The following is a 17,215-nucleotide window of genomic DNA, read 5'->3' as shown; positions in this document are numbered from 1 at the left end:
GCATATAATGCTATTAAAAATAATATTTAGTCCCATAAATAAAGTTAATTGTTATAAAACCTACAGCTTTCGCCGAAAAGTGTAATAACGAGGCAATAAAAATGTTTCAATCTAAAACAGCAGCGCAGTGTGTGCCTTCTTTTTCTCCTGTCAGTAAATCAACAAAAGTCAATTTGCTGGATATGGATCGTAAACAGATGCGGCAGTTCTTTAGTGATACGGGGGAAAAACCATTTCGCGCCGATCAGGTAATGAAATGGATTTATCACCACTGTTATGATGATTTTGATTTGATGACAGATATCAATAAGGTGCTGCGGAATAAATTAAAGCAAGCTGCTGAAATTCGGGCACCTGAAATTGCGCAAGAGCAGCGTTCTACTGACGGCACCATCAAATGGGCAATAACCGTCGGTGAGCAACAAGTCGAAACAGTCTATATTCCTGAAGATGATCGCGCGACACTTTGTGTATCTTCTCAAGTTGGCTGTGCGCTTGAATGTAAATTTTGCTCAACGGCGCAGCAAGGTTTTAATCGTAACTTACGCGTTTCAGAAATCATAGGCCAAGTGTGGCGCGCTGCTAAAGTTATTGGTTCTTTGAAATCCAGTGGTCGGCGGCCAATTACTAATGTTGTGATGATGGGAATGGGAGAGCCGCTATTAAATCTCAACAATGTTATTCCAGCAATGGAGATTATGATGGATGATTTTGGCTTTGGCTTGTCAAAACGGCGAGTGACTTTATCGACTTCTGGTGTTGTACCTGCCCTGGATAAATTAGGTGATATGATTGATGTTGCTTTAGCCATTTCCTTGCATGCACCGACTGACGAAATTCGTGACGAGATTGTACCTATTAATAAAAAATACAACATTGAAACTTTTCTGGCGAGTGTTCGGCGCTATCTAACTAAATCTAATGCTAATCAGGGACGTGTTACTGTTGAGTATGTCATGCTAAATGGTGTGAATGATAGTATTGAGCATGCGCATCAGCTAGCTGAATGTCTTAAGCATACACCTAGCAAAATTAATTTAATTCCTTGGAACCCATTTCCTGGAGCACCTTACAGTCGCAGTTCCAATAGCCGTATTGATCGTTTTGCCAAAGTATTGATGAAATATGGTTTTACTACTATTGTGCGTAAAACGCGTGGTGATGATATTGATGCGGCCTGCGGTCAATTAGCGGGTGATGTTATTGATCGAACTAAACGAACATTGAAAAAACGCCTGGGTGGTGAACCAATTATAGTAAAAGCAGTCTGAATGTTCATTATGTAAATGAAGGAAATTAGATAGCAGAATTCCTTTTATTACCAGCTATATAAATAAATGAGAGTGATATGATAAGGATATCTATCATTAATATTCTATTGTTAGTGGGTTTATTAATAGGATGTACTAGTATTAATAAAGACGTTGATATTGCGATTGTGACACGAACACAGCTAGGCATTGCTTATCTATCAGCAGGGAATTATCCAGCAGCATCTTATCATTTTGACAAAATACTGCTGGCAGAACCAAAAAATGGGATTGCTAATTTAGGAATGGCGGTCATTATGCGTCAGCAAAAGCAATCAGGCTTAGCATTAAAATATTTTAAAGTGGCAATTCGTTCATCCGCAATCAATAATACAAGTATGCGAGCGTATTATTTAGACTTTTTATGCTCTAAAAATATATCTGAGGAGATGATTAAACTGAGGAAAGAAGAAGAACGTAGAGGGCTTAATTGTCAAAATATTTCCAAAATAAGCTAAGAAATATTATCGGTATGAAGGTTTTTGATTAACTTGATAGATGAAGTTTTTATAAAGCCTTCATGATGTTAAAACTCAGAAAAGACCAATAGTTCCGCGAATGAATAGCAAACCTAAAACAGAAAAAACAGAAATCACCGTTGGCCAACGTTTATTGCAGGCACGGGAAACGCTAGGTCTTTCCCGAGAAATCGTTGCCGAACGACTTTGCTTAAAAGTATGCACCGTACGTGAGATAGAGGAAGACAGCAACTCCCATAGTGTTGATCCTACTTTCTTGCGTGGCTACATTCGTTCTTATGCAAAATTAGTGAAAATTCCAGAAAAAGAAATTCTTGAATTATTGGATAAACATACACCAGCAAAAGCGGCAGTAGTTTCTCCTATGCAAAGTTATTCCCTAGGAAAGACCCGCAAAAAACGGGAAGGCTGGTTAATGAAATTTACCTGGCTTATTATCATTATTTGTATTGCTATGGTAGGTATTTGGTGGTGGCAGGGATATAAAGTACAAAAACAAGAAATTGCCACTATGGCTGAACAGAATCGCTCGAATGCTATACAAATACCGTCAGATCCACCTTCTTCTACCGCTGGCACCGCAAACGCTATTGAACAAAATAATGTTAATACATCGTCAACAGAAACTAGTATCCCACCGGTAACTTCAGCGATAGCGAATAATGTCATCTCTCCGGCACCTCAATCTCCATTAACTTCTGAAACACTAAAAAATAGTGATAAAAATGTTAATACTGAGTCAGTCAATCCGACAGAAGTAAAAACAGTACCCTTGCCAGGCAGTATGACCAATAATAGTCATCCAGAGCGGAGTAGGGCAGAAGAAACCCCTGCTGATACTGATGCTGCTAGTTTAGAATCGGACGATGGGATTGTGATGAACTTTAAAGGGCAATGCTGGTTAGAAGTTCGTGATGCTAAAGGTAAGATTTTATTTAGCGGTATGAAAAATGCAGGCCAGAAACTTGAATTAAATGGTGAACCTCCTTATGAGTTTAATATTGGCATACCCGCCAATGTTAATTTGTTATTCAAAGGTAATTCGGTTGATCTAAATCGCTTTATTAAAGCTAATCGTCCAGCTAAATTTAAATTGCCTGGATTGTAAATGAATATTGTAAGACAACATCTATAAATAATGATAAATTGTGAACAAATAAGAAGCCATCGTCAATCCGATGGCTTCAATTATAGAAATAGCGTAAATTATTAAACATGGATGTTGAGGGAGAGTAATATGCATAATCAATCACCGATAAAAAGGCGTAAATCAACACGAATTTATGTAGGTAATGTTCCTGTTGGTGATAGTGCACCAATCACAGTTCAATCAATGACCAACACGCGTACAACGGATGTTGCAGCGACAGTCAAACAGATTAAATCTTTAGAACGAGTGGGCGTTGATATTGTACGTGTTTCTGTACCCACAATGGATGCAGCAGAAGCGTTTAAGCTCATTAAGCAACAAGTTAATGTTCCGGTTATTGCTGATATTCATTTTGATTATCGTATTGCACTAAAAGTTGCTGAATATGGTGCGGATTGTTTACGTATCAATCCAGGTAATATTGGTAATGAAGAACGTATTTGTCAGGTTGTTGACTGTGCACGCGATAAAAATATTCCTATTCGGATCGGTGTTAATGGTGGTTCATTAGAAAAAGATATTCAAGAAAAATATGGTGAGCCAACGCCGGCAGCGTTAGTTGAATCGGCAATGCGCCATGTGGATATATTGGATAGATTGAATTTTGATCAGTTTAAAATTAGTGTTAAAGCTTCAGATGTTTTTTTGGCCGTAGGCGCTTACCGTTTATTGGCTGATAAAATTGATCAGCCTTTACATTTAGGTATTACCGAAGCGGGTGGCGCGCGAGCAGGTTCGGTCAAATCTGCTATTGGACTAGGAATGTTATTGGCTGAAGGGATTGGTGATACATTACGTATTTCTTTAGCTGCAGATCCCGTTGAAGAGGTTAAAGTTGGTTTTGATATTTTAAAATCACTGCGTATTCGCTCACGAGGTATTAATTTTATTGCCTGTCCAACCTGTTCACGACAAGAATTTGATGTCATTGGTACCGTTAATGCTTTAGAAGAGCGATTGGAAGATATTATTACCCCAATGGATGTTTCCATTATTGGTTGCGTTGTTAATGGCCCAGGTGAAGCTGAGGTTTCTACCCTTGGTGTAACCGGAGCAAGGGCAAAGAGTGGATTTTATGAAGACGGTGTTCGTCAAAAAGAACGTTTAGATAATACTGATATGATTGAACAGTTGGAAGCTAAAATTCGGGCAAAGGCTGCTATGTTGGATGAAAATCAGCGGATTGATATCAAACGAATAGATATGTAGTTTAGTAATATTGGCTCAATATTATGGTGAGCCAATTTTGTTTATGGATTGCACCCTGTTAATATTCACTTTTATAATCCATATTATGGTAGATTTTTAAATAGAGAAATAACGTGGCTAAAAACATTCAATCTATTCGCGGTATGAATGACTGTCTTCCTGCCGATATTCAATTCTGGCAAAAAATTGAAAACAAATTAAAACAAATCCTTGCTAGTTATAGTTTTAGTGAGATACGAACCCCCATTGTAGAGCAAACCGCATTATTTTCGCGCGCAATAGGTGAAGTCACTGATGTGGTTGAAAAAGAGATGTATAGTTTTGATGATCGGGATGGCGACAGTATAACATTGCGTCCCGAGAATACAGCGGGTTGTGTGCGTGCTGGGATCGAACATGGTTTATTGTACAATCAGCAACAACGTCTTTGGTATTTAGGCCCAATGTTTCGTTATGAGCGGCCACAAAAAGGACGTTATCGCCAATTCCATCAGTTGGGTGCTGAAGTTTTTGGTTTAGCCGGTCCGGATATTGATGCCGAACTTATCATTATGACGGCACGTTGGTGGCGTGAGTTGGGGATTGCTAAACATGTTTCACTGGAATTAAATTCGATTGGCTCATTAGCAGCACGAGCAAAGTATCGTCAGGCATTAGTCACTTTTTTGCAACAATATGAAGATAAATTGGATGAGGATTGCCGACGTCGATTATCGACTAATCCATTACGCATTCTTGATTCAAAAAATCCTGACGTGCAAAAACTGCTTAATGATGCGCCATTACTGGCTGATTATCTTGATGATGACTCGAAACAACACTTTATCGGACTTTGCAAATTACTTGATACTGCAGGCGTTCAATATCGAATTAATCAACGTTTAGTTCGTGGTTTAGATTATTATAATCGCACTGTATTTGAGTGGGTTACTGATGCATTAGGTGCACAGGGAACGATATGTGCTGGTGGGCGTTATGATGGTCTGGTTGAACAGCTTGGTGGAAAAGCGACATCGGCAGTAGGTTTTGCGATGGGAATGGAGCGCATGGTGTTATTGGTGCGCCAAATTAATCCCGATTTTGTTGCTGAATGTACCTTAGTTGATGTTTATTTGGTTGCTTGTGGTGAAGCAAGTCAACAGGCAATATTAGTTCTGGCGGAAAAAATTCGCGATCAACTGCCAGCTTTGAAATTAATGACTCATCACGGTGGCGGTAATTTTAAGAAACAGTTAGCTCGAGCAAATAAATACCAGGCAAAAATTGCCTTAATTTTAGGTGAAGATGAGTATCAATCTGGTGAAGTCACGATAAAAGATTTACGCACGGGTGAACAGGAAAAACTTTCTCAGCAGAATATTGCTGTACGTTTGGTTGAACTTTTAGGTTAAAGGAGACTCTGTGGAAGTCTATACCACTGAAAACGAGCAGATCGATGCTATTAAACGTTTTTTTGTCAATAAGGGCAAAGCGTTATTAATTGGGCTAGTTATCGGAGTTGGTGCGATTATTGGTTGGAATTATTGGCAATCACATCAGGCAAATAGTTTGCAAGAAAGTGCCCAATCTTTTGAGCAAATTTCTTCTCAATTGCAGACCGGTTCAAATCAAGCACTGGCCGCTGCCGAGCAATTTGCTAATGAAACAAATAATATTTATGGTGTATTGACCAATATTGAGCTAGCTAAAATTGCGGTGGAAAAAAATGATATTGCTGGTGCAGAAAAAGCATTACTAAAGGCATTAACAATAGCCAAAGTAGATGATCTTAAGGATTTACTCAATGTCAGATTGGCACGCGTACAGTTAGCATTGAACAAGCCAGATCAGGCTCTGATTAGTTTGACGCAAGTGCAGGATAAAGGATGGAGTAGCATCGTTGAAGATATTCGTGGCGATATTTTACTGAAAAAAGGTGATATTGCCAGTGCTCGCGCAGCTTATTCTAAAGGAATTGAATCAAGTGGAGCTGACATGATGAAGACAATATTAAAAATAAAAATTAATAGCTTGCCAAACTAAGAGGAATATTAATATGCAATTGGGTAGAACACTCTTGGTGGGTTTATTGGCAGTGACATTATTAATGGGATGCTCAACGGAAAAAGATTCCATAGTGATGTCTCCTCTACCTGAGGTTGACAATCAATTTAGACCTTCTATCACTTGGCACCGCTCGATAGGCGATGGTAGTGGAAAATATTATTCTCAACTTTCGCCGGCTTACGATGATTCTGTTGTTTATGCAGCAGATCGTAAAGGAACGGTCAAAGCAATGGATGCTGATTCAGGTGAGATATTATGGTCAATTGATTTATCACAACAAGTTGGTTTTTTCACCGCTAATTTGCCGGCATTACTTTCCAGCGGACTAACGGTTTCAGGGGATAAGCTTTATATAGGAACAGAGACCGGCAAAGTTATTGCACTGAATAAAGCTGATGGGGAAATGGCATGGGAAACGGATGTTGCCGGAGAAGCGCTTTCGCAGCCAGTAGTTAGTGATGGTTTGGTATTGATCCATACCAGTAATGGTGTGTTACAAGCATTAGATGCGCACACAGGACAGAGTAAATGGAGTATTAATTTAGACACTTCAACATTATCAGTCAGAGGAAAGTCAGCGCCTGCTACTGCTTATGGCGTCGCGATTGTAGGTAGTGATGGTGGTCGTATTAGTGCTGTAATGCTTGCTCAAGGACAGATTGCTTGGCAACAATATATTTCTCAGATCCGTGGTGCAACTGAAATTGATCGTTTACACGATATCAATATGACGCCAGTTATTGATATCAATTCAGGCGCTATTTTTGCTATTGCCTACAATGGTGATTTAGTGGCTATGGATATGCGTTCTAGCCAAATTATCTGGAAGCGTGATCTAGGATCGGTGAATGATATTATTGTTGCCAATGATATAATCTACTTGGTTGATCAAAATGATCGCGTGTTAGCAATTCGTAAAAGTGATGGTGTCACTGTATGGGCGCAAGATGCATTATTACATCGTAATTTAACCGCACCAGCTATTTATGATGGTTATTTAGTGGTTGGCGATGGCGAAGGTTATCTTCATTGGCTAGATACCCAAGATGGTCAATTTGTGGCACAAAATAAAGTTGATAGTTCGGGGTTACGCAGCCGTCCGGTTATTGCCGGTGATAAATTGCTTATTCAGGCAAAAGATGGAACCATATATCTGATTGAACGTTAATTTCCTGACATTTTGTTATTTTCCAGATAGAATTAACGGCTGCTAATTTTCGCGGCCGTTTTATTTTTTTAGTATTCTGAAGATTGAAATCAGAATACCGATTTTAATTTTTATGGGGCATCTTAAAAATGATACCTGTCATTGCGCTGGTAGGGCGTCCAAATGTAGGAAAATCTACCTTATTTAACCGATTAACTCGCACTAGGGATGCACTGGTTGCTGATTTTCCGGGTCTAACGCGTGACCGAAAATACGGTAAAGCAGAGTTTGCAGGGCAGGAATTCATTATTATCGATACCGGCGGTATCGATGGTTCAGAAGAGGGAATAGAAAACCATATGGCTTCCCAATCCTTACTGGCGATTGAAGAAGCTGATATTGTTTTTTTTATGGTTGATGTGCGCTCAGGCTTGATGCCGGCAGATCATGCGATTGCTAAACATTTGCGCAGTCGCAAGAAGGAGACTTACCTGCTAGCAAATAAAACCGATGGTTTGGATATTGATACGGTATTAGGTGATTTTTATGCACTTGGTATGCGAGATATTTATCCGATTGCCGCATCCCATGGCCGTGGTGTTACTCAACTGATTGAAAAAGTGGTTGCTCCCTATTCTCCGCAAACATTAGCCAATGATATGGAATTATCGGAAGAGGAGGCCAATGCGGCTTATTGGCTGGCTCAGGAAGAGAAAGTAGCGCTTGAAAGTAGTGAAGAAGAAGCCTTTGATCCGCGGTCACTACCCATTAAATTAGCGATTGTTGGTCGGCCAAATGTGGGTAAATCGACATTAACTAACCGTATTTTGGGCGAGGAACGGGTCGTTGTTTACGATCTGCCTGGTACTACCCGTGACAGCATTTATATTCCGATGGAACGGGATGGATGTGAATATGTACTGATTGATACCGCTGGTGTTCGTAAACGGGGAAAAATAACTGAAACCGTCGAAAAATTCTCGGTGATCAAAACATTACAATCAATTGAAGATGCTAATGTTGTTTTACTTGTTATTGATGCTCGGCAAGGAATTTCTGATCAAGACTTATCATTACTCGGTTTTATTTTGAATGCGGGACGTTCTCTGGTGATTGCAGTCAATAAGTGGGATGGTATGTCACAGGAAGATCGACAATCAGTAAAAGATATGCTGGATTTACGATTAGGTTTTATTGATTTTGCTAAAGTTCATTTTATTTCAGCGTTGCATGGTAGTGGTGTGGGTAATCTATTTGAGTCTATTCAAGAAGCTTATGAATCGGCAACACGGCGAGTGGGTACAGCATTATTAACGCGTATAATGAAGATGGCTGAAGAAGAACATCAGCCACCACTAATTCGAGGCCGCAGAGTGAAAATGAAATATGCGCATGCCGGTGGTTATAATCCACCGATAGTGGTTATTCATGGCAATCAAGTCGCTGATTTACCCGATTCTTACAAACGTTATTTAATGAACTATTTTCGCCGTACATTACAGGTTATGGGGACGCCGATACGTATCCAATTTAAAGAAGGTGATAACCCTTATGCCGGTAAAAAAAATAAATTGACGCCAACGCAGCTGCGTAAGCGCAAACGTCTAATCGCCCATCTTAAAAAACGTTAATAACAAACAGCACGCTAAAAAATAAGTGTGCTGTTCGGGTTTATACCCATTCTTTTGCAATTAAAAACTGGTTATAAAGTTTTTCTTCATCTGAATTGGATTCAGGATGATAATTATATTCCCAGCGAACCAGTGGTGGTAAGGACATTAAAATTGACTCTGTTCTACCGCCAGTTTGTAACCCGAATAGGGTTCCTCGATCGCATACCAAATTAAATTCTGCATAACGTCCACGACGATATAATTGAAATTGGCGTTCGCGCTCACCCCAAGCTATCTCTTTTCTTTTTTCAACAATGGGCAAATAGGCATTAAGAAAACCATTACCTACATCCTGAGCAAAGTGAAAGCAGGTAGTAAAATCAGGTTGGTTTAAATCATCAAAGAAAAGACCACCAACTCCCCGTGGTTCATTGCGATGTTCGATAAAAAAATAGCGATCACACCATTTTTTATAGTGCGGATAAATCTCTTTTCCATAAGGTAAACAGACAGACTGTGCCGTCTTATGCCAGTGTATAATATCTTCTTCAAAACCATAATAGGGAGTTAAATCAAATCCACCGCCAAACCACCATATAGATGGTTCACCTGGTTTTTCTGCAATGAAAAAACGGACATTAGCATGAGCTGTTGGAATATATGGGTTGAGTGGATGAGTCACTAAAGAAACGCCCATCGCTTGATAGCGTCGTCCTGCTAGCAGTGGGCGATTTTCTGAAGCAGAAGCAGGTAATTGTTTACCACTTATATGTGAAAAATTAACTCCCGCCTGCTCAAAAATTGTCCCATGTTTTAATATACGACTACGGCCTCCTCCTTTGTGTTTATGTTGCCAGCTTTGTTCGGCAAATTTAGCGTTGTTATCGACATGTTCAAGTTGTTGACACAGCTTATCTTGCAAAGTGAGAAGAAATGCTTTCACTGCATTAATATCAGGTATATTCATAAGTTTAATTTTGATTATTATTAGAGCAGGAGATTAGCGTTTAATTATACACTTAATGCTGTCTGAGTGCATTTTGTTATTGATTGGATCTGATAGTATGGCAATAACGCTAGCAAAATATTAAACATGATTGCTTATTGATACTAATAGTAGAGTGATGCATGTTTCCGTTAGTTAAGTATGCAAATCGCAGTCTATTTAAAAACTGTCGTTGTTGCCAGTTTGAGTCTATGGTTAATACTATAATTATTGGGTAATAAAGTTAGTCTCAACAATTTCAGTTAAAAAGCGGAAGTATTTATCTATTTTCTTATCGTCAGAATGGATTTAATATAAAATTAATTTTAAAGAATAAAATTCTATCATTATTTAGTACTGGTATTATTATTTTAGTAAATTTAAATTACTTGGTATTAAAAAGCTATCGAACACGGAGTTAAGTGAATAGAATAATAGGTTTAAGTTATAACCCTTTGATTTATTTTAAATAAATTAAATTATTTAAAAGTGAAATAATGATTTATGGGGCATAAAATCAACATTTTCGGCGCTATCTAATTCATTTTATTTTGCTACTATCATTCTTGTTTAAATAATAAGAATGCAAATCTTTATCCCTCGCGGATATCGAGCGTAAAATGCTATCGGGCGCAGATCTTTTTTTAGTTGCTGAAATGGCAGGTGAAGTTGTTGGTACTGTCATGGGAGGATACGATGGTTATCAAGGCTCTGCATATTATTTAGCTGTTCACCCTGAATATCGTGGTAGAGGGATTGCCAATGCATTAATTAGTCGTTTAGAAAAAAAATTAATTGCTAAAGGTTGCCCACAAATTATGTTTTTAGTACCCGAAGAAAATGATGCTACCATCTGTATGTGTGAGAAAATGGCTTACGAAGAGTTACAGCAGGAAAATATTTTATATACTAAACGATTAATTGATGATCAGGCATTTGAGTGAGCAATTCGATTAATTTGATGATAGCAATATTTCTCTTTTTTGATACAAAATTATTATTAATTTATTTTTTGGAAAACTTTTTTATCGGTATTGCTGAGTTATTTCAAAATTGTCAGATTAATAAAAATTAATTTGCCCTTATCGTTGAAAAAGGCTTGTTTTACTTGCTTTTGGGTAGATTATTGACTTGTATTCTATCATGCTGTTAACTTTGCATATTATAAACATATTTTAAATAAAATTATTAATTTTTTTATTATATTGCAAATTGATTTAAGGGGTTTTATGCCACAACTTTTTGGGAACAGCCGAGTAAATTGGTTAAGAGTGTCATTTGTAACAAGTCTATTATCACTAACCGGATGTAGCAGTATTTCATGGTCAAGTTTATATCCCATGAATTGGTTTGCTAGTTCAGTTAAAATTTCTGCAACTGGTGTTGGTCAGATTAATAAAATGACCCCGATGAAAGAACAGATTATTGTTGCAGCGTTAGATGACCGATACTATTTTCGTTCTGGAATGCAAATTGAACAGGGGCAGTTAATGTCTCTTTTTCAAGGTATAAAAAATGATCAAGAAAAGATAGTCATTTATGGTATTGAAAAGGGCGAAGTTAAACGAATTGAAATTATGGATGAAGATATTAAAACAGTGTGGGATACACAAATAGGCACACCATTTTCGCAAATCTACCAAAATGCGGTGCAAGGTAGTTGTTACCCTGATCCTAATCAAACCAATATGTTAACCATAAATTGTGTTTCTCCCCAATCTAGCCATGTCATATATCGTTTTACTGGCAAATGGAGTGGACCTAAAAATTTAGTGCCATCAAATGATGTTTTAGCTAATTGGAAGGTCAGTGGTATTATTTGGTCAGCTCAATAACGCTTTAATTTAGTCATAAATTATATCAAAACATGACATAAAAATTGAATTATTAAATCCTTTAATCAAAGTGGCATATTATAAATTTATCGCAGGGATTATCAGCTATTTTTGTTGCGTATGATAATATTAGCGTTGTTTTATTCTTTATAATAAAAATAATTGGGTAAATAATGTGAATTATTTGGAAAATTTTATTGGTAATACGCCATTAGTTAAACTAAAAAGATTGACTAAAAATAGGGATGCTGAAATTTGGGTAAAACTAGAGGGTAATAATCCTGCCGGTTCTGTCAAAGATAGAGCTGCCCTATTTATGATCCAGCAAGCAGAAAAGCGCGGTCAAATTACCCCTGGTGATACCTTAATTGAAGCAACTAGTGGTAATACTGGGATTGCATTGGCAATGATAGCCACCATAAAAGGATATAAACTAAAATTATTAATGCCAGAAAATATGAGTATTGAACGTCAGTCAGTGATGCGAGCTTATGGTGCTGAGATAGTTTTGGTTAGTGAAGTGGAAGGAATGGAAGGGGCACGTGATCTTGCATTACGGATGCAAGCTCGATCTGAAGGAAAGGTACTTGATCAATTTAATAATCTTGATAATCCGTTAGCCCATTTTATGACGACAGGCCCTGAAATCTGGTGCCAAACAGCGGGGCGGATCACGCATTTTGTTTCAAGCATGGGTACAACCGGGACAATTACTGGTGTCAGCCAATATTTAAAATCTAAATCAAATAAAATAGAAATTATTGGTTTGCAGCCAGCTGAAAATAGCTATATTCCAGGAATTCGGCGCTGGTCTCGAGATTATATTCCAAGTATATTCAAAGCTGAACAAGTTGATAGAATATTGGATATCACTCAGATAGAAGCACAACAGATGATGAAAAATCTAGCAATAGATGAAGGCATCTTTTGTGGTGTTAGTTCAGGGGCCGCAGTGGCTGGCGCATTGCGCGTCGCTAAACAAAATCCTGGGGCGGTTATTGTGACGATTATTTGTGATAGAGGGGATCGCTATCTTTCCACCGGGTTATTTAATTGAATTAAATAACATTAAAGACAAATTGTTGCTTATAGGAAACCGTTCTTGTTACTAAGTAGTGAAATAGAAAAGAAATTCCCTTCATAAATAATTAATGAAGGGAAGAATTATAGTTTATTTTTTGATCTGCATAATAACGGTTTCACCTACCACGACAGAGCCAGTTAGTTTAGTTAGCTCTTTTATTTCATCCATATTAGAAATGACCACAGGTGTTAATGTCGATTTTGCTTTTTCTTCTAATAGAGGAAGATCAAGTTCAAGTACTAAATCACCTTTTTGTACTTTTTGTCCTTCCTCTGCTAGGCGAGTGAATCCTTCGCCCTTTAACTCAACTGTATCAATACCAAAATGGACAAATAACTCAATACCATTATCTGACTCAATAGAAAATGCATGGTTGGTTTCAAATATTTTACCAATCGTCCCATCAACTGGAGCCACAATTTTGTTACCAGTAGGCTTGATAGCAATACCATCACCAACAATTTTCTCGGCAAAAACAACATCTGGAACATCTTCTATATTAACAATTTCACCTGAAATTGGGGCAATAATATCAATATTACCAGTGCTATTTTTATCATCTGAAACCAGTGATTTGAGTTTGTCAAACAGACCCATGGATCTTCTCCTAATTAATTGTTTTCTTATGGGGTCAAGAGTTGGTTGATGATTTTAGCAAAGTGTTTTTTCTTTAATAAATGTTTCAACCAAATCCATCAATTCCTTCGCTGTCGGTTGATTAAGAGCTTGTTCTGCTAATGTTTTTGCATCTTTGAAATTTGCATTTCGAATAATTTTTTTAATACTTGGGATTGAGATTGCACTCATACTAAACTCATCTAATCCCATACCAAGTAATAATAGTGTAGCACGTTCATCACCAGCAAGCTCACCACACATACCTGTCCATTTGCCTTCTGAATGAGAAGCATCAATAACTTGTTTAATAAGTTTTAACACCGAAGGAGACATTGGATTATAAAGATGAGAAATCAGATCATTTCCGCGATCCACGGCTAAGGTATACTGTGTTAGATCATTGGTTCCAATACTGAAAAAATCAACTTCTTTTGCTAAATGATGAGCAATAACCGCAGCCGCTGGTGTTTCAATCATTATTCCTACTTCAATCGATTGATCGAAAGCGTGCTTTTCCTCGCTTAACTGCTTTTTAAGTATTGCTAATTCTTCTTTCAAGGTACGAATTTCTTCCACAGAAATAACCATAGGAAACATAATGCGTAGTTTACCGAAAGCAGAAGCTCTTAAAATAGCACGTAATTGAGCATGAAGGATTTCTTTGCGATCAAGAGAAATACGAATTGCTCGCCAGCCAAGAAAAGGATTCTCTTCTTTCGGTAGGTTCATATAGGGAAGGTCTTTATCCCCACCAATATCCATGGTACGAATAATAATAGCTTGTGGATCCATGGCTTCTGCGACCGCTTTATAAGCCTGAAATTGTTCTTCTTCGCTAGGTAAATTATTGCGATCCATAAACAGAAATTCAGTACGATATAGGCCTACACCTTCAGCGCCATTACGCTCAGCGCCTTCTACATCACGTACAGTACCAATATTGGCGCAAACTTCAACTTGATGACCATCTAAAGTTATTGCTGGCAAATCTTTTAATTTTGCGAGCTCGCTTTTTTCACGTAAATATTCTTCTTTAATTTGTTTAAGCTTGTCAATTTCACTATCAGATGGATTTTGATAAATATGATTATTGATAGCATCTAAAATAATATAATCATTTTGTTGGATGTGCTTGGTTGCATTGCTGGTGCCAACAATAGCCGGAATTTCCAGCGATCTGGCCATAATTGAAGTATGAGAAGTGCGTCCGCCTAAATCGGTAATAAAACCAAGCACTTTCTGCAAGTTTAATTGTGCTGTTTCAGAGGGGGTAAGATCGGCTGCAACTAAAATGACTTCTTCTGTAATTGAACCAAGATCAACAATAGGCAATTCTAGAATATTTTTTAGTAGGCGTTTACCAATATCTCTGACGTCAGCGGCACGCTCTTTGAGGTATTCGTCATCCAGTTCTTCTAAGGCTGTGGCCTGTTCTTCAATCACTTTTTGGGTTGCTGCATCTGCAGTTTTGTGCTCTTTTTTTATGAAAGAAAGAATTTCCTGCTCAAGTTCTTCATCTTCAAGCAGCATTATATGACCTTCAAATATTTCCGCTTTTTCTTCACCAAGATTTTTTTCTGCGGTTTTTTTTATCGTTTTTAATTGTTCTATTGCTTTTTCGCGTCCAGCAATAAAGCGGTTAATTTCACTGTCAATTTGCTCATCAGAAATTTTCTTTTGATTGACAACAATTGGCGCTTCTTTAAGAATTAATGCCTTGCCGAAGGCGATACCTAGTGATACTGAAATTCCTAAAATCATAAATGTTACCTTACTACCAATGGGCGAAAAATAGTTAGCTCATAGGACTATGGCTTTAATACTTACGGTTAAATAGATATCCCTGGATAAAGGTATCCAGGGATAAAAAATAGAAGATAAATGCTATATTGCCCGTATGTCATTACTCCAATTCAGCCATCAGCTTAACTAGATGTTCTACTGCTTTCTGCTCATCTTCACCTTCGGCAGAAATAGTGACAACAGTTCCCTGAGTCAGGCCGAGTGTTTGCAGTTTAAATAGACTTTTTGCGCTTGCCGATTTGCCGTTATAAGTAAGCGTAATTTCAGAAGAAAAACTTTTTGCCTCTTTGACAAATTGAGCCGCCGGGCGAGTGTGAAGACCATTAGGTGCTGTGATGGTGACTTCTTGTTGGAACATATTGTTTCCCTCAACAAACTTAATATTTTTTATTAGTAAATCCAAAATATTTTAGCTGAAATAATTTGGATTTGCGTATTACTTTTCAGTGATAATAAAAGAAAAATGTTTTCATTCGATTATCAATCATAAATTTTATCTATATCGACATTATAGCCAGGCATGATAATTTGCCTAGTTTATGTCCTGTTGTTAAATTTTTCACTGCTCATTTTTTGATTAATTTCGATTGTCGAAATAATTAATGACTTAAATACTAAACTCGTTTCAAGAAATCATCTTAATACACACTAAACTTTGATCTATGACACAAAAAAAGCACTTTTAAAGTGCTTTTTTAGCTAATTGTGCTCAAAAAAAGTCATTAGCTCGGTTTGGCAGCAGAAAATAAATCGGTACTTAAATAACGTTCACCGGAAGAAGGTAAAATAACCACTATATTCTTATTTTGAAATTCTGGTTTTGCGGCTAATTTTACCGCTGCAGCAACCGCTGCGCCGGATGATATACCGGCTAAAATACCTTCTTTCTGCATAATTAGACGAGCGGTTTGTATCGCTTCGTCATCGCTAATAGCAAATACATCATCAATAAGCGAAAGATCAAGATTATCAGGGATAAAACCAGCGCCTATACCTTGGATTTTATGTGGACCAGGTTTTATTTCTTTACCCGCTAATGTCTGACTTATTACTGGTGATGCGGCGGGCTCGACAGCAATCATTTTAATGGCTTCACCGCCTGCTGTTTTTTTTAGATAACGGCCAATGCCAGTAATTGTACCACCGGTGCCCACTCCAGCGACGACAGCGGCGATTTCACCGTCAGTATCTTGCCAAATTTCAGGTCCGGTTGTTTTTTGATGAATTTCAGGATTGGCTGGATTATTAAATTGTTGAAAAAGAAGGTATTGATCGGGCGCACCGGCAACAATTTCGATTGCTTTTTCAATAGCTCCCTTCATGCCTTTAGCGCCTTCAGTTAAGACTAGATTAGCACCAAGCGCTTTTAATAATTTACGTCGCTCAAGACTCATTGTTTCAGGCATAGTCAAGGTAAGCTTATATCCGCGTGCAGCGGCTACGTAAGCCAGGGCAATCCCGGTATTGCCACTGGTCGGCTCAATTAACGTTTTATTGGTTGCTAATTTGGATAGTTTTGGGGTTAACAGGCCTTTTTTTTCTGCATCCCAAATCATATTTGCCCCAATGCGGCATTTTACGCTAAAACTCGGATTACGTGATTCGATTTTTGCTAACAAATTTCCGTTACCAAAGTGTTTCAAACGAACTAATGGAGTATGACCAATAGTTAGCGAGTTATCTTCATAGATGTTACTCATCGATCGTCCTTAGTATTTTTCAGAAGCGATAAACATGGCTAAATATAGTACTAATCACCATACGCTAAGCGAATTATTTTGGAAATAAAAATTTATACTATTGTTCTATTGGATAGGTAGTTATCGCACTTTGATGAATTTTACTAACTGTTATAACGGAATATTGAATGGTCGTTAATGATTATCTTTCAGCAAATTAAGCGCAATTTTTTAGCTGATTGTGGTTATTAGCATCA

At 37.7% G+C, this 17,215-nt stretch carries 15 protein-coding genes and 1 pseudogene; 11 read left to right on the top strand and 5 right to left on the bottom strand.

The window, feature by feature from the left end:
* Positions 1–101: 101 nt before the first annotated feature.
* The 8 genes from ArsFIN_RS13640 (at position 102) to der (ending at position 8,972) form a co-directional block, all read left to right on the top strand.
* Positions 102–1,271: a bifunctional tRNA (adenosine(37)-C2)-methyltransferase TrmG/ribosomal RNA large subunit methyltransferase RlmN gene (locus ArsFIN_RS13640; RefSeq protein ID WP_026821722.1), complete on the top strand. Its 1,170-nt coding sequence runs from the start codon at positions 102–104 to the stop codon at positions 1,269–1,271.
* Positions 1,272–1,348: 77 nt separating this feature from the next.
* Positions 1,349–1,768 (top strand): hypothetical protein, encoded by a 420-nt coding sequence (locus tag ArsFIN_RS13635; RefSeq protein ID WP_071846842.1) that lies wholly within the window; start codon positions 1,349–1,351, stop codon positions 1,766–1,768.
* Between the two features lie 100 nt (positions 1,769–1,868).
* Positions 1,869–2,897 (top strand): cytoskeleton protein RodZ, encoded by a 1,029-nt coding sequence (gene rodZ / locus ArsFIN_RS13630; protein ID WP_026821723.1) that lies wholly within the window; start codon positions 1,869–1,871, stop codon positions 2,895–2,897.
* Positions 2,898–3,026: 129 nt separating this feature from the next.
* Complete coding sequence (gene ispG, locus ArsFIN_RS13625; RefSeq protein ID WP_026821724.1) at positions 3,027–4,148, top strand: flavodoxin-dependent (E)-4-hydroxy-3-methylbut-2-enyl-diphosphate synthase; 1,122 nt, start codon at positions 3,027–3,029, stop codon at positions 4,146–4,148.
* 113 nt (positions 4,149–4,261) lie between these two features.
* On the top strand, positions 4,262–5,539 hold the full coding sequence (hisS, locus tag ArsFIN_RS13620; RefSeq protein ID WP_026821725.1) for a histidine--tRNA ligase: 1,278 nt from the start codon (positions 4,262–4,264) through the stop codon (positions 5,537–5,539).
* A 10-nt stretch (positions 5,540–5,549) separates the two neighbouring features.
* Positions 5,550–6,170 (top strand): YfgM family protein, encoded by a 621-nt coding sequence (locus ArsFIN_RS13615; RefSeq protein ID WP_026821726.1) that lies wholly within the window; start codon positions 5,550–5,552, stop codon positions 6,168–6,170.
* A gap of 13 nt (positions 6,171–6,183) precedes the next feature.
* Positions 6,184–7,362 carry an outer membrane protein assembly factor BamB gene (bamB, locus tag ArsFIN_RS13610; RefSeq protein ID WP_026821727.1) on the top strand — a complete coding sequence of 393 codons (1,179 nt, stop codon included), beginning with the start codon at positions 6,184–6,186 and terminating at the stop codon, positions 7,360–7,362.
* A gap of 128 nt (positions 7,363–7,490) precedes the next feature.
* Entirely contained in the window at positions 7,491–8,972 is a 1,482-nt protein-coding gene (gene der / locus ArsFIN_RS13605) for a ribosome biogenesis GTPase Der (protein WP_026821728.1), read from the top strand.
* A 40-nt stretch (positions 8,973–9,012) separates the two neighbouring features.
* Here der and hemF read toward each other — a convergent pair whose 3' ends face one another.
* A complete protein-coding gene (hemF, locus tag ArsFIN_RS13600) occupies positions 9,013–9,921 on the bottom strand; it encodes an oxygen-dependent coproporphyrinogen oxidase (protein WP_026821729.1) in 909 nt (302 codons plus the stop codon).
* A 623-nt stretch (positions 9,922–10,544) separates the two neighbouring features.
* On the opposite strand from hemF, the pseudogene ArsFIN_RS13595 reads away from it, so the two are divergent.
* The 3 genes and pseudogenes from ArsFIN_RS13595 to cysM form a co-directional block, all read left to right on the top strand.
* Positions 10,545–10,883: pseudogene (locus tag ArsFIN_RS13595) on the top strand (GNAT family acetyltransferase); the annotation flags it as partial.
* A gap of 285 nt (positions 10,884–11,168) precedes the next feature.
* On the top strand, positions 11,169–11,774 hold the full coding sequence (locus tag ArsFIN_RS13590) for an RpoE-regulated lipoprotein (RefSeq protein WP_135677852.1): 606 nt from the start codon (positions 11,169–11,171) through the stop codon (positions 11,772–11,774).
* Positions 11,775–11,949: 175 nt separating this feature from the next.
* Complete coding sequence (cysM, locus tag ArsFIN_RS13585) at positions 11,950–12,831, top strand: cysteine synthase CysM (protein ID WP_026821731.1); 882 nt, start codon at positions 11,950–11,952, stop codon at positions 12,829–12,831.
* Positions 12,832–12,945: 114 nt separating this feature from the next.
* Here cysM and crr read toward each other — a convergent pair whose 3' ends face one another.
* The 4 genes from crr to cysK all read right to left on the bottom strand — a co-directional run bounded on the left by crr (position 12,946) and on the right by cysK (position 16,979).
* Positions 12,946–13,455 (bottom strand): PTS glucose transporter subunit IIA, encoded by a 510-nt coding sequence (crr, locus tag ArsFIN_RS13580; RefSeq protein WP_026821732.1) that lies wholly within the window; start codon positions 13,453–13,455, stop codon positions 12,946–12,948.
* 54 nt (positions 13,456–13,509) lie between these two features.
* On the bottom strand, positions 13,510–15,237 hold the full coding sequence (gene ptsI / locus ArsFIN_RS13575; protein WP_026821733.1) for a phosphoenolpyruvate-protein phosphotransferase PtsI: 1,728 nt from the start codon (positions 15,235–15,237) through the stop codon (positions 13,510–13,512).
* Between the two features lie 142 nt (positions 15,238–15,379).
* Positions 15,380–15,637, bottom strand: coding sequence for a phosphocarrier protein Hpr (gene ptsH / locus ArsFIN_RS13570; RefSeq protein WP_026821734.1), 258 nt, complete (start codon positions 15,635–15,637; stop codon positions 15,380–15,382).
* Between the two features lie 364 nt (positions 15,638–16,001).
* Positions 16,002–16,979, bottom strand: coding sequence for a cysteine synthase A (gene cysK, locus ArsFIN_RS13565; RefSeq protein WP_026821735.1), 978 nt, complete (start codon positions 16,977–16,979; stop codon positions 16,002–16,004).
* Positions 16,980–17,215: the final 236 nt, after the last annotated feature.

It is taken from the genome of Arsenophonus nasoniae (assembly GCF_004768525.1).
Lineage (GTDB): Bacteria > Pseudomonadota > Gammaproteobacteria > Enterobacterales > Enterobacteriaceae > Arsenophonus > Arsenophonus nasoniae.
The sequence above is the reverse complement of the archived record's forward strand: the minus strand, read 5'-3'. Positions and strand labels throughout refer to the sequence as shown.

What these genes read in the sequence shown, in the direction of transcription:
- ptsI (WP_026821733.1), bottom strand. Translation starts at nt 15,237, where the DNA reads ATGATTTTAGGAATTTCAGTATCACTAGGTATCGCCTTCGGCAAGGCA.
- hemF (WP_026821729.1), bottom strand. Translation starts at nt 9,921, where the DNA reads ATGAATATACCTGATATTAATGCAGTGAAAGCATTTCTTCTCACTTTG.
- der (WP_026821728.1), top strand. Translation starts at nt 7,491, where the DNA reads ATGATACCTGTCATTGCGCTGGTAGGGCGTCCAAATGTAGGAAAATCT.
- cysK (WP_026821735.1), bottom strand. Translation starts at nt 16,979, where the DNA reads ATGAGTAACATCTATGAAGATAACTCGCTAACTATTGGTCATACTCCA.
- ArsFIN_RS13590 (WP_135677852.1), top strand. Translation starts at nt 11,169, where the DNA reads ATGCCACAACTTTTTGGGAACAGCCGAGTAAATTGGTTAAGAGTGTCA.
- bamB (WP_026821727.1), top strand. Translation starts at nt 6,184, where the DNA reads ATGCAATTGGGTAGAACACTCTTGGTGGGTTTATTGGCAGTGACATTA.
- ArsFIN_RS13640 (WP_026821722.1), top strand. Translation starts at nt 102, where the DNA reads ATGTTTCAATCTAAAACAGCAGCGCAGTGTGTGCCTTCTTTTTCTCCT.
- rodZ (WP_026821723.1), top strand. Translation starts at nt 1,869, where the DNA reads ATGAATAGCAAACCTAAAACAGAAAAAACAGAAATCACCGTTGGCCAA.
- ptsH (WP_026821734.1), bottom strand. Translation starts at nt 15,637, where the DNA reads ATGTTCCAACAAGAAGTCACCATCACAGCACCTAATGGTCTTCACACT.
- ArsFIN_RS13635 (WP_071846842.1), top strand. Translation starts at nt 1,349, where the DNA reads ATGATAAGGATATCTATCATTAATATTCTATTGTTAGTGGGTTTATTA.
- ispG (WP_026821724.1), top strand. Translation starts at nt 3,027, where the DNA reads ATGCATAATCAATCACCGATAAAAAGGCGTAAATCAACACGAATTTAT.
- crr (WP_026821732.1), bottom strand. Translation starts at nt 13,455, where the DNA reads ATGGGTCTGTTTGACAAACTCAAATCACTGGTTTCAGATGATAAAAAT.